The sequence below is a fragment of the Pseudomonas cuatrocienegasensis genome (genome assembly GCF_900110925.1).
GTDB lineage: Bacteria > Pseudomonadota > Gammaproteobacteria > Pseudomonadales > Pseudomonadaceae > Aquipseudomonas > Aquipseudomonas cuatrocienegasensis.
In genome coordinates, this window is record NZ_FOFP01000004.1 from 269,854 (window position 1) to 283,179 (window position 13,326).

The following is a 13,326-nucleotide window of genomic DNA, read 5'->3' on the forward strand; positions in this document are numbered from 1 at the left end:
GCGTAGCCTGGATGCAATCCGGGAGGTACGGCGCACGGGTTACTTGTTGCGCCACTGCGGGTCGCGTTTTGCCAGGAAGGCGTTGACCCCTTCGCGGGTGTCGTCGGCGTCGAACAGGTCGACGAAACGCTCGCGTTCCTCGCTCAGCCAGGTGTTCGGGCTGCGCTCGCGGGCGCCCTGGATCAGCGGCTTGATGGTGCGTATGGCCACCGGGCTTTGCCGCGCCACTTTGGCGGCCAGCAACAGGGCGTGGCCGCGGGCTTCGCCACTGTCGACCACTTGCTCGACCAGGCCGATGCGCAGGGCGGTTTCTGCGTCGATGCGTTCGCCGCAGAGAATCATGCGCTTGGCCCAGCCTTCACCCACCAGCCAACTCAGGTGTTGGGTGCCGCCGGCGCAGGGCAACAGGCCGACGCTGGCTTCCGGCAGGGCCAATTGCGCCTGGCGTTCGGCAATGCGGATGTCGCAGGCCAGGGCGCACTCCAGGCCGCCGCCCATGGCGTAGCCGTTGATCGCGGCAATCGACACACCACGAAAATCGCGCAGCGCCTCGAAGGCTTCGCCAAAGCGCCGGGCCATTTCCCGGGCGCGGGCCTTGTCGCCATCGGCGAACATATTCAGGTCGGCGCCAGCGGAAAAGAACTTCGCGCCCTGGCCGGTCACCACCAGGGCGTAGATGGCGTCGTCATGGTTGAGGTGCTCGATGATCTGCTTGAGGCCGATCAGCGAGTCGCGGTCCCAGGTGTTGGCCGGTGGGTGGTTGATGGTGATCAGCGCGGTATGCCCGTGTTTCTCCACGGTGAGTTTGTGGGTCAGGTCGAAAAGTCCGGGGTTGTAGGCTTCGATGGCAGTGCTCATAGAGTCCTCGTGCTATTGGCAGGTTCGCACCCTACAGCAGGCGATCAAGCATGCCGCCTTGGTCGAGCAGGCGGCGGGCGATGATCACCCGCATGATTTCGTTGGTACCTTCGAGTATCTGGTGGACGCGGCTGTCGCGTACCCAGCGCTCCAGCGGGTAGTCATTTAGATAGCCGTAGCCGCCATGCAGTTGCAAGGCTTCGTTGCACAGGCTGAAGCAGTGATCGGTGGCAAAGCGCTTGGCCATGGCGCAGTACAGGCTGGCTTCGCTGTGGCCGTGGTCCAGCTTGTGCGCGGCCAGGCGCACCATCTGCCGGCTTGCGGTCAGGTCAGTGAGCATGTCGGCGAGCTTGAATTGCAGAGCCTGGAAGTCGCTGAGTGGCTTGCCGAATTGTTTGCGCTCCTCGACATAGCGCAGTGATTGCTCCAGCGCCGCTTGCGCCGCGCCGAGTGAGCAACTGGCGATGTTGATGCGCCCGCCATCCAGGCCTTTCATCGCGTAGACGAAGCCCTGACCTTCAGGCCCGATACGGTTGCCCACCGGGATGCGCACGCTTTCAAAGGTGATGGTGCGGGTCGGTTGGGCGCGCCAGCCCATCTTCAATTCATTGCGCCCGTACTTCACCCCTTCGGCATTGGCCGGTACCAGGAAGCAGGACACGCCCTTGGCGCCGCTGTCCTCGCCGCTGCGCGCCATGACGATCAGCACATCGGTGCTGCCCGCACCGGAGATAAAGCATTTGCTGCCGTCCAGCACGTAGTCGTCACCATCGCGTCGGGCGCGCGTACGCAGGTGCGCGGCGTCGGAGCCGGCGTCGGGTTCGGTGAGGCAGTAGGAGGCCAGCAGCTCACCGCTGACCAGCCGCGGCAGCCAGGCATCCTTGAGCGCCTGGTCGGCGAAGGAGGCGAGCATCCACGAGGCCATGTTGTGGATGGTGAGAAATGCCGTGGTGGCCACGCAGCCGGCGGCGAGTTGCTCGAAGATCAGCGCGGCGGATAGGCGTGACAGACCCAGGCCGCCGTCTTCTTCCTGGATATACAGGGCCAGGTAGCCTTGCTCGGCCGCCTGCTTGATCACCGCGACCGGGAAGTGGTGATCACGGTCCCAGTCAGCGGCGTGGGGTGCCAGCTCTCGGCTGGCGAACTGACGGGCACTGTCTACCAGCAGGCGTTGTTCATCACTCAGATCGAAATCCATATAGCCTCACTGCAGCGTCAAAGGTTGACCGGCGGCTTTGCGCTCGGCTTGCCACTCGGCCAGGCTGGGTGCTGCCTCGGCACCCTCGAGACGGCCGACGATCTCGAAGTAATCCTGCTTGAGCGGATCCTTGAGTACCTCTTCCCGTGGCTTCACTTTGACCGCATACACCGTTTGCACGTTCTGGTGGTCGAAGGCGCGCCATTCCTGCTGACCTTTGAGCAACTGATAACGGTGGCCTTCCAGGGCTTTGATCAGGGCTTCACTCTCCAGGCTATTGGCGCGCTTGGCGGCATCGGCCCATTGATAGACGATGCTGTAGGCCGATGCAGCAGAGCTGGATGGGTACATGGCGTAGCGTTCGCTGAAGGTCTTGACGAAGGCTTCGCCACGGGCGGATTTTTCCAGTGCCGGTACGCGCCAGGTCCAAGGCTCGGTGCCGACCACGCCCTCCATCAGGCCAGGCCCTGCTTGTTCGACAATACTCTGGGTCAGGTTGGGCGCGACGACCTGCATGCGCTCGGTCAGGCCCAGGTCTTTGGCGATACGCATGGCACGCACCAGGTCTTCGCCGAACAGCACCAGCGCCAGAACCTCGGCATTGCTTGCGGCAGCCTGGGTCAGGACGTCCTGATAGTCGGCCAGATGGGCACCAGGAAACTTCACCTTGAGGCCAGGGTGTATGGCGACGTCTACGCTATTGGTGGTCTGGCGCAGGGAGCTCTCGGTGGTGTGGCCCCAGGTGTAGTCGGAGGTGATGTAGAAATAGCGTTTGTCGGGAAGGGTCTTGTTCAGATACTGGCCGAGTACACGGGCACTCATCCAGGCGCTGTTGCACTCGCGGAACATATAGCGATGGCCGTCTTTGCCCGTGGTGTCGTTGGAATAGGTGAGGGTGCCGAAGTACAGCAGGCCCAGTTCAGCGGCGCGTTTGCCTGAGGCGATGGCCACTGCACTGGAGGAGCCCCCGAACAGCATCGCGGCGCCTTCGGCAGACAGTTTCTCTACGTTTTTAACCGCTTTGGCCGGGCGCGAGGCTGTGTCCTTGCTGGACAGGCGCAGCGGCCTCCCCAGCACGCCGCCTGCGGCGTTGATCTCGTCGATGGCCAGCAAGGCGCCGCGCATTTGCGCCAACCCTTCTTCTTTATACGACCCCGTACGGGGATAGTTGAGGCCCAGGGTAATGGGCTCGGCGGCTTGCGCGCAGAAGCTGAGCCCAAGCCAGAGGGCCAGGGCTGCTGTCAGGTAGTGCATGGTGGTTCTCCTTGTTTTTGTTGTTGGAGCACAGAAGACTTTTATGCCACTCAGATTAGTGGATGAGATCGTCCATTGGTCTAGGGTCTGTTCCCGTTTCGCTCGCGGCCGCGCCGGAGCCAGTTTTAGCGCGAGGCAAGGCACGAGATGCGAAGTTTAGCCGGCTAAATGAGCCATCGAGAAACGTAGCATCGCGCTAAAACTGGCCCGGCCCTTCGGGTTGCGCGCAAAATCTCGCCATGCGTTGTTGGAGGACTTGGCAAGGGAACAACCATTACCTGCGTCCTCCGCCTAGCCTGGCGAGATTTTTCGCGGCAACGCGGCATGCGGCGAAACGGGAACAGACCCTTATGTCCGAATTGAATCTTGGCTGGTTTGGCAGAAAGACACCTGTGGCTGCAGGATATGAGCAGACGCAGGCAGCAGGTCGGTTGCGGTTCGCATTTCAGGTGATTGGACCGGGGCGCCTTGACTCACGCCGACGGCTTCTCTAGCGTGCCCGCTGTTTACTGGAGACTAGGACACTGGCATGAGTGCTGCCGATAACGTCAAACTCGAAGCAGGCTGGAAAGCGGCCCTGCATGATGAATTCGAGAAGCCCTATATGCGCCAGCTGGGCGATTTTTTGCGTGCGGAAAAAGCCGCGGGCAAGGAGATCTACCCGCCAGGTCCGCTGATCTTCAATGCGCTCAACTCCACGCCGCTGGACCAGGTGAAAGTGGTGATCATTGGCCAGGACCCCTATCACGGTCCGGGTCAGGCCCATGGATTGTGCTTCTCCGTACAGCCTGGGGTGGCCACGCCGCCGTCGCTGCTGAATATCTACAAAGAGCTCAAGCGCGACCTGAATATCGATATCCCTGCCCATGGCTGCCTGCAGCACTGGGCCGAGCAGGGCGTGCTGCTGCTCAACACGTCGCTGACGGTCGAGCGTGGCAATGCCGGCTCCCATGCTGCCAAAGGCTGGCAGCCGTTCACCGATCGGGTGATCGAGGTGGTCAGTGCGCAGCGCCCGCACCTGGTGTTTCTGCTCTGGGGCGCCCACGCACAGGGTAAGGAAAAACTCATCGATACCCAGCGCCACCTGGCCCTGCGCTCGCCCCATCCCTCGCCGCTATCGGCGCACCGGGGGTTTATCGGCAATGGCCATTTCAGCCGGACCAACAAGTTTCTCGATCAGCAGGGACTGACGCCTATCGATTGGCGCCTGCCGGCGCTGTAAGCCCTAGGCCTCTGCGCTGCTGCATACCTGGGCGGCGAGATCGCGTTGCAGGTCGCGCAGGCGGTGTCCAAGGCGCTCGCGCTGGGCGTCGGTGGCCTGGGCCAGCAGGTCGCTGAACAGGCTGGCCAGCGCCGCACGTGAACGCGGGTAAGCGGCGCGATAGTCATCGCTGTAATAGGCTTCGCGGTTCTGTAGCAGGTGTGTCAGGCGCTCGCCAAAGTCGGGTTGGTCCCGTTGCGCCATGGCCTGACGAAAGGCGTCTTGCCAGAGGGCGCGGTTTTCCAGCCAGTAGCGGTTCTGCTCGCCCAGGCCTTCGGCCCAGGTCGTGACCCGAGCCTGCTGTTCGGCATTAAGTCGGCCTAGCCAGTTGCGCAGGCGGTCTTCCAGGCGCTCGGCGCGCTCGCGGTGCTGGGTGGCCAGGTCCGGTTCGAGAAAGTCCTGGCGGTCTTCCACGTTGTCTTCGTCCATGGCGGCGTATAGCGCCTCGACCTGGCTGTCGTTCAGGCCTTTGAGCAATTCGATGGCGGTGGGCGTGACCTCTACAGTCAGGCGTTTGATGGCTGCATCCACATCGGCGAAGCGCGCCAGCAAATGTTCGGCACTGGGCGCGGGGCCGCTAACCAGGCGCTGGGTTTCGTTCAGCCAGTCAAGATAACGCGGCAGCTCCTGGCTGCAATGCCAGGTCAGGTGTTGCTGCACCCGTGGTTTGAGCCAGGCTTGCTGGGTGCTGTCCAGACTCAGGTAGTCATTCAAGCGCCAGGGCACCAGCCAATCGAGATTGCGGTAGGCCAGGCCCACCTGGCTGCAGGCGCTGACGAGCACTGGCAGCAACACCAGCAGTGCCAGGCTGCGTAGGCGCAAGCAGGCGGCGAGACAATCCAGGTGGCGTAACAACCTCATGACATGCACCTCTGCACAATAGAGTGCCGAGGGTACGCCAGCCCCGTCGGTCTGCGGGGCGGTGGACACATTTGCTAAAAATCACATGAGTGTTGCATGGGGCAAGCGCCACTGCTTAGCAAGTAGGGTGCGCCGCGCGCACCAAGTGTCTGCAGCCAGCGCTGTCCATGTCAGGTTCCCAGAGACAAAAAAAGACCCGCACAGGGCGGGCCAAAAGTTGCCGTAATGAGTCTGCTCAGCCGCGCTGTATCCATAGCCGGAACAGCGGTTCGGCGAGGAACATCACCATAAACAGGCGCAGCACCTGCAGTGCCGTGACCAGCGCCACCGACAGGTGCAGGGCCTCGGCGGTCAGGCACAGTTCGGTGATGCCGCCGGGCATCATGCCGAGCATCAGCGAGGTCTGGTCTTCGCCGGCGAGCCAGCCGAGACCGCTTGCCAGGAGCGCTGCCGCCAACATGGCGAGCAGGGTGAACAGCAGAATGCGCGCGAGAAACCCCGGTGCACTACGAAAGAACGCCCTGTCGAAATGACAGCCCAGGGCACAGCCGATCAGCCACTGACCCACCTGGCCGAGGCCATTCGGCAAGCCGATGTGCAAATCGAAGGTGACGCTGGCGATGGCGCAGGCCGTGAGCGGCCCTAGCATCCACGGGTTGGGTTGCCCAAGGCGGCGCCAGAGCAAGGCCAGCAGGGCGCCGGCAGGCAGCAGCAGCGCCAGCCACAACCAGTCGACCTGGGCAGGTGTGGGGGCTGGCCGGTCCGGCAGGCCCCAGGTGAACAGTGCCGGCACGATCAGCACCACCGACAGCAGGCGCAGGCTGTGCGCAGCTGCGACACGGGCCACCTGGGCATCGTGGCGCTGCGCCAGATTGACCATTTCGCTGGCACCACCGGGCATGCTGGAGAAGAACGCCGTGGCCCGGTCCACACCGCTACGGCGCAGAACCAGGATGCCGATCAGGCTGAGCAGCAGGGTGCCGAAAGCACCTGCCAGGATGACGCCGAAATGGCTGATCAGTTGCGCCATGACTTCGCTGGTGAAGTGCAGACCGATGGCGCTGGAAACGATCCACTGACCGGTTTGCCGGCCAGCAGGGATCTCGCCGATGGTCCAACCGCTGCAACGTACCGCGATGACGGCCAGCAGCGAACCGATGATCCAGGGCAGGGGCCAGCCGATCAGGCTGGCCAGAGCGCCGCCGGCCAGGCCGACCAGCGGAGTGGCCCACCAGCTGCGCCAGTGGTTAGGCACCGGTAACCTGGGCTTTGCGGCGTGCGCGCATCCAGCGGATGCCTGGCAGGGCCAGCATCAGAAATGCCAGGGCCCACAGTATCAGCGTGATCGGGCTGCCCCAGAGGATGCCCAGGTCGCCGGCCGAGATCGACAGGGCGCGGCGCAGGTTGTCTTCCATCATTTCACCGAGGACGAAGCCCAGGATCACTGCAGACAACGGGAAGTCCAGCTTGCGCAGGATATAGCCGAACACGCCGAGACCGATCATCAACACCAGGTCGAAGGTGGTGCTGTGCACCGCATAGACGCCGACCATGCTGATCACGGTGATCGCGGGTACCAGCACCCAGTTCGGCACGCTGAGCATGCGCGAGAACAGGCCGACCAGCGGGATGTTCATCACCAGCAGGATCACGTTACCGATAAACAGCGAGGCGATCAGGCCCCAGACCACGTCCGGTTGCTGCTCGAACAACAACGGACCGGGGGTGATGTTGTACAGCGTCAGGGCGCCGATCATCACAGCGGTGGTACCCGAACCCGGTACACCGAGGGTCAGCATCGGGATCAGCGAGCCGCAGGCCGAGGCATTGTTGGCCGACTCGGGAGCGGCCAAGCCGCGCAGGTCGCCTTCACCGAACTTGCCACTGTCACCGGCCAGACGTTTTTCAGTCATGTAGGTCATGGCACTGGCAATGGTCGCGCCGGCGCCCGGCAGTACGCCGATGATGAAACCGGCGATCGAGCTGCGAATCATGGTCCAGAAGGTGAAGCAGTATTCCTTGAAGTTGAACAGCACGCGGCCGCTGGCCTTGACTGCCTTCTGCCCGTTGTGAGTGTTTTCCAGCATCAGGAGGATTTCGCTGACACTGAAGAAACCGATCACCACGATGACGAACTGGATGCCATCAGACAGGCTGACGCTGTCGAACGTGAAGCGGTAAACCCCGGTGGTGGAGTCGACCCCAACGGTAGCCAGGGCCAGGCCGATCAGCGCCGAGAGCAGGGTCTTGACCGGTTTGTCACCGACCATGCCACCCAGGCAGGCAATCGCGAAAACCATCAGCACGAAGTATTCGGCAGGGCCGAAGGCCACCGCCCATTTCGCCAGGATCGGCGCGAACAGCACTACGCCGCAGGTGGCGATCATGCTGCCGGTGAAGGAACTGACTGCCGACAACGACAGGGCGATGCCTGCTTTGCCCTGGCGGGCCAGCGGGTAGCCGTCGAGGGTGGTCATGACCGCAGCGGCATCACCGGGGACGTTGAGCAGAATGGCGGAAATACGCCCGCCGTACTCGCAGCCCAGGTATACGGCAGCGAGCAGAATCAGCGCGGTTTCCGGCGGCAGGCCAAGGGCGAAGGCCAGCGGCAGCAGCAGAGCAACGCCGTTGATTGGGCCCAGACCCGGCAGCAAACCGACGATGGTGCCGACGAAGGCACCGAACAGCGCGACCAGCAGGTTGGTTGGCCGGGTGGCAACGTCAAAGCCCTGCATCAGAAAATGTAAAGTTTCCATCTCAGCTCTCCACCAACGCTTCGAACACGCCCAAAGGCAGTGGTACGTCGAGCGCATAATCGAACAGGGCATACAGCAGCACGCCCATCAGTACACCGCTGACCAGGCAAGGCAGCACGCGGCCAGTGAACAGCAGGCCGAGAACGAAGGTCGCCAGCGCAGTGCTCAGAATGAAGCCCAGAGGCTCGAACAGTACGGCGTAGGCCAGCAGGGTGAGAATGCACAGGCCTGCACGCTGCAGCGCGCGGCGGCTGAGCATTTCCACAGCCTCACCGGGCTTGAAGACCAACCAGGCGGAGCCAACTGCCATCAGTGCGAGCAGCAGCAGCGGGTAAGCCCGTGGGCCGACCGGGTCATAGGCGAAGGGAGCTTGGAACCCCCAGGCGATGACTGCGAGGCAGGCGCAAAACAGCAGCCAGATCGCAGCGAACAGGCGAACGTACATAGCAATGGTCTCTTGCGTAGGGACAGGGTCGAGCGGCAGGCCGCCCGCAGGGCAGGTCAGACGTCGAGTGACGACTGACCTGCGATGCACTTATTGCTGCATCAGGCCAAATTCTGCGGCCAGGGTCTTGTACTCAGCGACCTGCTTAAACACCAGGGCATTGAGGTCATCACCGGTGACTGACAATGGCAGCAGGTCACGTTGCTCACGCATCTTGGCGAAATCCTCGCTGGCCAGCATCGTGTCGAACTGCTGCTTCCACCAGTTGAACTGCTCGTCGCTGACTTCCGGGCCCATATAGAAACCGCGGATCACCGGCCAGTTGATGTCGTAACCCTGTTCCTTGGCAGTGGGGATTTCTGCCAGTTTGCCGGGCAGCCGCTCCTCGGAAAGTACGGCGAGGATGCGTACTTTTTTTGCTTCCAGTTGCGGGGTGACTTCGCCCAGACCGCTGCTGGTGACCTGTACGTGGCCGCCGAGCATGGCGGTGAGGGTTTCGCCGCCGCCTTCAAAGGCGACATAACGCAGGTTTTTCGGGTCGATACCGGCGAGGCGGGCGATCAGCGCGGTCTGCATCCAGTCCTGACCGCCGATGGTGGCGCCAGCGCCGAAGACGATGCTCGACGGGTCTTTCTTCAGCGCCTGGATCAGGTCGTCGAGGTTCTGGTACGGCGAGTCGGCACGCACGGTAATCGCGCCGTAGTCGGTACCCACGGCGGCCAGCCAGCGTACGGCGTTTTCGTCGTAGCGGCCGAACTTGCCCTGGGCCAGGTTCAGCAGTGAGCCGCTGGAGAACGCGGTGATGGTGCCCGGGTCATCTGCGCGCTGGGCGACCACGGCGTTGTAGGCCACTGCGCCGACACCGCCGGGCATGTAGGTGACGCGCATCGGGGCTTTGAGCAGGCCTTCATCTTTCAGGCCGCTCTGGGCCAGTTTGCAGGTCAGGTCGAAGCCACCGCCTGGCTTGGCCGGGGCGATGCATTCGGGACGCTTGGGCTCGGCTGCCAGCAACTGACCCGCGAAGGCGAGGCAGGCAGTAGCCAGGGCTATACGGCTGAAAGCAATGTGCATGGTTGATTCCTCTGGGTTCTTATTGTGGGTTACCAGATCGCCAGGCTGTAGCCGACGATGACGCGGTTTTCGTCCGCATCGCGGGCGAAGTCGGAGCGCAGGCTGGCGTTACGTAGACGCACGTACACATCTTTGAGCGGGCCGCTCTGTACCACGTACTTGACCTCAATGTTGCGTTCCCATTCACCGCCGGTGCGCGTGCTGTTGGCAATTTCAGCGTCGTCACCGCGGATATAGCGGGTCATGAAGCTCAAGCCGGGCACACCGACCTTGGCAAAGTCGAAGTCGTAACGCGCCTGCCAGGAGCGCTCGTCGGCGTTGGCGAAGTCGTTGATCTGCACGAAGTTGACCAGGAACGGGTCGCTGCCGTCGATGTAGGCATAGCCGGTATCACCGCTCATGCGCTGGTAGCCCAGGCCGAATTTGTGCCCGCTGATGGCATAGCTGACCATGCCGTTGAGGGCGCGGTTGTCGATCTTGCCGGCATTGGCTGCGCCGCTGTCATTGCTGATCATCAGGCGCAGGTCGGAGGACAGGGTACCGGCGCCCAGAGCGTGGCTGGTTTGCAGGCCGAAGAAATGCTGGCGGTAGATATCGTCCAGATCGGCGAAGTAGTAGCGCCCGGTCAGGCCCTTGGCAATCTTGTAGTCGAAGCCTGCCAGGTCGAGGTGGTCGGCTGTGATACCGCCTGCGAAGCGACCATTCTTACTGTTGAGCACGAGGTCTTCGGAGTTGGTCGAGGCGCGGTCGATTACCTTGTCCAGGCGTCCGCCAGTCAAGGTAAGACCTTCCAGCTCGGCGGAGCTCAGCAGCCCGCCCTCGAATACTTGCGGCATAAGACGGCTGTCGCTGGCTTTGACGACCGGCAGCTCGGGTACGTGCGAGCCATAACGCAGTTCGGTATTGGAAACCTTGACCTTGGCGGTCATGCCCAGGCGACTGAACTCGTCGGCGGAGCGATCATCATCCTGCACGGGCAGCAGGTCAGTGCCTGTGCGACCCTTGCCCGAGTCGAGCTTGAGACCGAGCATGCCCATGGCATCGAGGCCGAAACCGACGGTGCCTTCGGTGTAGCCGGATTTAAGGTCGAGCAGAAAACCCTGACCCCATTCTTCGCGCTTGTTCTGGCCGTCGAACTGACGAAAGTCGCGATTGAGGTAGATATTGGTGGCAGTCAGGTTGGCCGAGCTGTCTTCGATGAAGGCGGCGTGTGCCGAGGGTGCGAGCAGGGCAGTCGATACAGCGAGGCTGAGCAGGTGAGCAGGCGACAGCGCCTGACGAGATGCGATAGGCATCGTGTGGTCTCCAATTGTTGTTTTTGTCACGGCTGCACACCACTGTACGAGCCGTTTTGGTGGATGGATCGAGCCATCCTGTTGAGGATGCTAGAGGGGCAAGCTTTCGCCAAGCTTTCAGGTGGTGAAAGTTTTTACAGCGCCCTGCAGCAATATCAGCGCATCTGCCTGGCTCGCTGTAAACTTCCCCGCGCGCAGCATGGGCGGCGCCTGGGGCCTGATCCGGTCCCGCTGTTCAAGTGGAGGTGGCAGTGCGAGTTCTGCTGGTCGAAGATCATCCGCAACTGGCGGAAAGTGTGGCGCAAGCCTTGCGCGCGTCGGGCCTGACGGTCGATGTGCTGCACGATGGAGTGGCCGCGGATCTGGCCTTGAGTAGCGAGGAGTACGCCCTGGCCGTTCTCGATATCGGCCTGCCGCGCATGGATGGTTTCCAGGTGTTGGCGCGGCTGCGTGAGCGTGGCAAGACTCTCCCGGTGTTGATGCTCACCGCCCGCGGCGAGGTCAAGGACCGTGTGCATGGCCTTAACCTGGGGGCCGACGATTACCTGGCCAAACCCTTCGAACTGAGTGAGCTGGAAGCGCGGGTCAAGGCGTTGCTGCGGCGCAGTGTGCTGGGCGGTGAGCAGCAACAGCGCTGTGGTCCGTTGGTTTATGACCTGGGTACGCGACGCTTCAGCCTGGACGGCGAAGCGCTCAACCTGACCTCGCGCGAGCAGGCAGTGCTGGAGGCGATGATCGCCCGGCCTGGGCGCGTGATGAGCAAGGAGCAACTGGCCGCTCAGGTATTCGGCCTTGATGAGAATGCCAGCTCCGACGCCATCGAAATCTATATTCACCGCCTGCGCAAGAAGCTCGAAGGGGGTGTGCGCATCGTCACCTTCCGCGGCCTGGGTTATCTGTTGGAAGCCAGCGATGGCTGAGCCGGGCAGCCTGCGCGGACGCCTGCTGCGGCGCCTGGCACTGTTGTTGACGGTGATTCTGGTGGTCAGCAGTCTCAGCGCTTACTGGAGCGCGCGCCGCGCCGCCGATACCGCTTACGATCGAACCCTGTTGGCGTCCGCACGGGCCATTGCCGATGGCCTCTATGCCACGGGCGAGCGGCTGAGCGCCAACGTGCCTTATGTGGCCCTCGATACCTTCGCCTATGACAGTGCCGGGCGCATCTACTACCAGGTGCTGGATCTCAAGGGCGCGCTGGTGTCCGGCTATGAAGACCTGCCCGCACCCCCACCCGATACGCCGCGCACCAATGATTACCCGGCGCTGGCGCATTTTTACGATGCCGAGTACCGCGATCAGGGCGTGCGAGTGGTCAACCTGCTGCAGCCGGTCAGCGAGCCGCAGCTCAATGGCATCGCGCAGATTCGCGTGGCCGAAACCCAGGGCGCTCGTGAGCGCATGGCGCGTGAGCTATTGCTGGGTACGCTGTGGCGCATGGGCTTTCTTTCGCTCAGTGCGCTTGGCTTGGTGTGGCTGGCAGTCAGCGCTGGCTTGCGACCACTGGAGCGCCTGCGCCGCAGTGTGGTCGAGCGCACCAGTGATGATCTGCAGCCATTGCCCGACGAAGGCCTGCCGCGCGAATTGCGCCCGCTGGTGGACGCCTTGAATCAGTTCAATGCGCGCTTGCGACGCCTGTTCGAGCGGCAGTCGCAATTTATTGCCGATGCCTCCCATGAGCTGCGCACGCCCCTGGCTGCGCTCAAGGCGCGGATAGAATTGGGGCGGCGCGATCAGCAACCGGCGGTCTGGCTCAGCACCCTGGAAAGCGCGGCCCAGCAGACCGATCGACTGACTCATCTGGCCAATCAGTTGCTTTCGCTGGCGCGTATCGAGAGTGGAGCACGGGCAATTGCCGAGGGCGGAGCGCAACCGCTGGACCTCAGCCAATTGGCGCGGGAGTTGGGGCTGGCGCTGGCGCCTCTGGCCCATGCCCGTGGTATCGCCCTGGCCCTGGAAGCCGATGCGCCGGTGTGGCTGCATGGCGAACCGACGCTGCTCAACGAGCTGCTGTGCAACCTGCTGGACAATGCTTTGGCGCATACCCCAGCGGGGGGCAATGTGGTGCTGAGGGTGCTCGCACCGGCGGTGCTCGAGGTGCAGGACGACGGCCCCGGCATTCCGCTGGAGGATCATGAGAAGGTTTTCGAGCGCTTTTATCGGCGCAGTGCCCAGGGCAACGGCGCGGGGCTGGGGCTGGCCATCGTCGGCGAGATCTGCCGTGCCCATCAGGCGCTGATCACCCTGCACCAGCCCGTGCCCAGTGGACTGCTGGTGCGGGTGGCGTTTACTGCACTGGACAGGCCGGCCGCGCTGCCCTGAGCCGGTCG

At 63.0% G+C, this 13,326-nt stretch carries 12 protein-coding genes; 3 read left to right on the forward strand and 9 right to left on the reverse strand.

Annotated elements, in window-relative coordinates:
• Positions 1 to 39 precede the first annotated feature (39 nt).
• Genes BMW49_RS08200 through BMW49_RS08210 form a run of 3 tightly spaced genes read right to left on the reverse strand, consistent with a single transcriptional unit; the run spans position 40 to position 3,310 of the window.
• Positions 40 to 858: an enoyl-CoA hydratase gene (locus tag BMW49_RS08200; protein ID WP_069517460.1), complete on the reverse strand. Its 819-nt coding sequence runs from the start codon at positions 856 to 858 to the stop codon at positions 40 to 42.
• 31 nt (positions 859 to 889) lie between these two features.
• Positions 890 to 2,056, reverse strand: a complete 1,167-nt coding sequence (locus tag BMW49_RS08205) for an isobutyryl-CoA dehydrogenase (protein ID WP_069517458.1) — start codon at positions 2,054 to 2,056, stop codon at positions 890 to 892.
• 6 nt (positions 2,057 to 2,062) lie between these two features.
• Positions 2,063 to 3,310 (reverse strand): ABC transporter substrate-binding protein, encoded by a 1,248-nt coding sequence (locus tag BMW49_RS08210; protein ID WP_069517456.1) that lies wholly within the window; start codon positions 3,308 to 3,310, stop codon positions 2,063 to 2,065.
• A 529-nt stretch (positions 3,311 to 3,839) separates the two neighbouring features.
• Here BMW49_RS08210 and ung point away from each other — a divergent pair.
• Positions 3,840 to 4,532 carry a uracil-DNA glycosylase gene (ung, locus tag BMW49_RS08215; RefSeq protein ID WP_069520758.1) on the forward strand — a complete coding sequence of 231 codons (693 nt, stop codon included), beginning with the start codon at positions 3,840 to 3,842 and terminating at the stop codon, positions 4,530 to 4,532.
• Positions 4,533 to 4,535: 3 nt separating this feature from the next.
• Here the strand turns inward: ung and BMW49_RS08220 are convergent, their stop codons facing one another.
• From BMW49_RS08220 to BMW49_RS08245, 6 genes are all read right to left on the reverse strand, one after another.
• On the reverse strand, positions 4,536 to 5,432 hold the full coding sequence (locus tag BMW49_RS08220) for a DUF6279 family lipoprotein (RefSeq protein ID WP_069520756.1): 897 nt from the start codon (positions 5,430 to 5,432) through the stop codon (positions 4,536 to 4,538).
• A 235-nt stretch (positions 5,433 to 5,667) separates the two neighbouring features.
• Positions 5,668 to 6,687 (reverse strand): AbrB family transcriptional regulator, encoded by a 1,020-nt coding sequence (locus BMW49_RS08225; protein WP_069520755.1) that lies wholly within the window; start codon positions 6,685 to 6,687, stop codon positions 5,668 to 5,670.
• Positions 6,680 to 8,188, reverse strand: a complete 1,509-nt coding sequence (locus BMW49_RS08230) for a tripartite tricarboxylate transporter permease (protein ID WP_069520753.1) — start codon at positions 8,186 to 8,188, stop codon at positions 6,680 to 6,682. The genes BMW49_RS08225 and BMW49_RS08230 overlap by 8 nt, the downstream gene beginning before the upstream one ends.
• Before the next feature lies 1 nt (position 8,189).
• Positions 8,190 to 8,633 carry a tripartite tricarboxylate transporter TctB family protein gene (locus BMW49_RS08235; RefSeq protein ID WP_069520751.1) on the reverse strand — a complete coding sequence of 148 codons (444 nt, stop codon included), beginning with the start codon at positions 8,631 to 8,633 and terminating at the stop codon, positions 8,190 to 8,192.
• 90 nt (positions 8,634 to 8,723) lie between these two features.
• Complete coding sequence (locus tag BMW49_RS08240; protein ID WP_069520748.1) at positions 8,724 to 9,704, reverse strand: Bug family tripartite tricarboxylate transporter substrate binding protein; 981 nt, start codon at positions 9,702 to 9,704, stop codon at positions 8,724 to 8,726.
• A gap of 29 nt (positions 9,705 to 9,733) precedes the next feature.
• The gene (locus BMW49_RS08245) at positions 9,734 to 10,999 is read right to left on the reverse strand and encodes an OprD family porin (RefSeq protein WP_069520746.1); all 1,266 of its coding nucleotides are present in this window, start codon (positions 10,997 to 10,999) and stop codon (positions 9,734 to 9,736) included.
• Between the two features lie 251 nt (positions 11,000 to 11,250).
• Here BMW49_RS08245 and BMW49_RS08250 point away from each other — a divergent pair, with 251 nt between their 5' ends.
• Together BMW49_RS08250 and BMW49_RS08255 are read left to right on the forward strand one after the other, a co-directional pair.
• Positions 11,251 to 11,919: a response regulator gene (locus BMW49_RS08250; RefSeq protein ID WP_069520744.1), complete on the forward strand. Its 669-nt coding sequence runs from the start codon at positions 11,251 to 11,253 to the stop codon at positions 11,917 to 11,919.
• Positions 11,912 to 13,318 carry a sensor histidine kinase gene (locus BMW49_RS08255; RefSeq protein WP_069520742.1) on the forward strand — a complete coding sequence of 469 codons (1,407 nt, stop codon included), beginning with the start codon at positions 11,912 to 11,914 and terminating at the stop codon, positions 13,316 to 13,318. Before BMW49_RS08250 ends, BMW49_RS08255 begins: the two co-directional genes overlap by 8 nt.
• The last annotated feature ends 8 nt before the right edge of the window (positions 13,319 to 13,326 follow it).

What these genes read in the sequence shown, in the direction of transcription:
- BMW49_RS08235 (WP_069520751.1), bottom strand. Translation starts at nt 8,633, where the DNA reads ATGTACGTTCGCCTGTTCGCTGCGATCTGGCTGCTGTTTTGCGCCTGC.
- BMW49_RS08240 (WP_069520748.1), bottom strand. Translation starts at nt 9,704, where the DNA reads ATGCACATTGCTTTCAGCCGTATAGCCCTGGCTACTGCCTGCCTCGCC.
- BMW49_RS08205 (WP_069517458.1), bottom strand. Translation starts at nt 2,056, where the DNA reads ATGGATTTCGATCTGAGTGATGAACAACGCCTGCTGGTAGACAGTGCC.
- BMW49_RS08200 (WP_069517460.1), bottom strand. Translation starts at nt 858, where the DNA reads ATGAGCACTGCCATCGAAGCCTACAACCCCGGACTTTTCGACCTGACC.
- BMW49_RS08220 (WP_069520756.1), bottom strand. Translation starts at nt 5,432, where the DNA reads ATGAGGTTGTTACGCCACCTGGATTGTCTCGCCGCCTGCTTGCGCCTA.
- BMW49_RS08245 (WP_069520746.1), bottom strand. Translation starts at nt 10,999, where the DNA reads ATGCCTATCGCATCTCGTCAGGCGCTGTCGCCTGCTCACCTGCTCAGC.
- BMW49_RS08230 (WP_069520753.1), bottom strand. Translation starts at nt 8,188, where the DNA reads ATGGAAACTTTACATTTTCTGATGCAGGGCTTTGACGTTGCCACCCGG.
- BMW49_RS08210 (WP_069517456.1), bottom strand. Translation starts at nt 3,310, where the DNA reads ATGCACTACCTGACAGCAGCCCTGGCCCTCTGGCTTGGGCTCAGCTTC.
- BMW49_RS08255 (WP_069520742.1), top strand. Translation starts at nt 11,912, where the DNA reads ATGGCTGAGCCGGGCAGCCTGCGCGGACGCCTGCTGCGGCGCCTGGCA.
- ung (WP_069520758.1), top strand. Translation starts at nt 3,840, where the DNA reads ATGAGTGCTGCCGATAACGTCAAACTCGAAGCAGGCTGGAAAGCGGCC.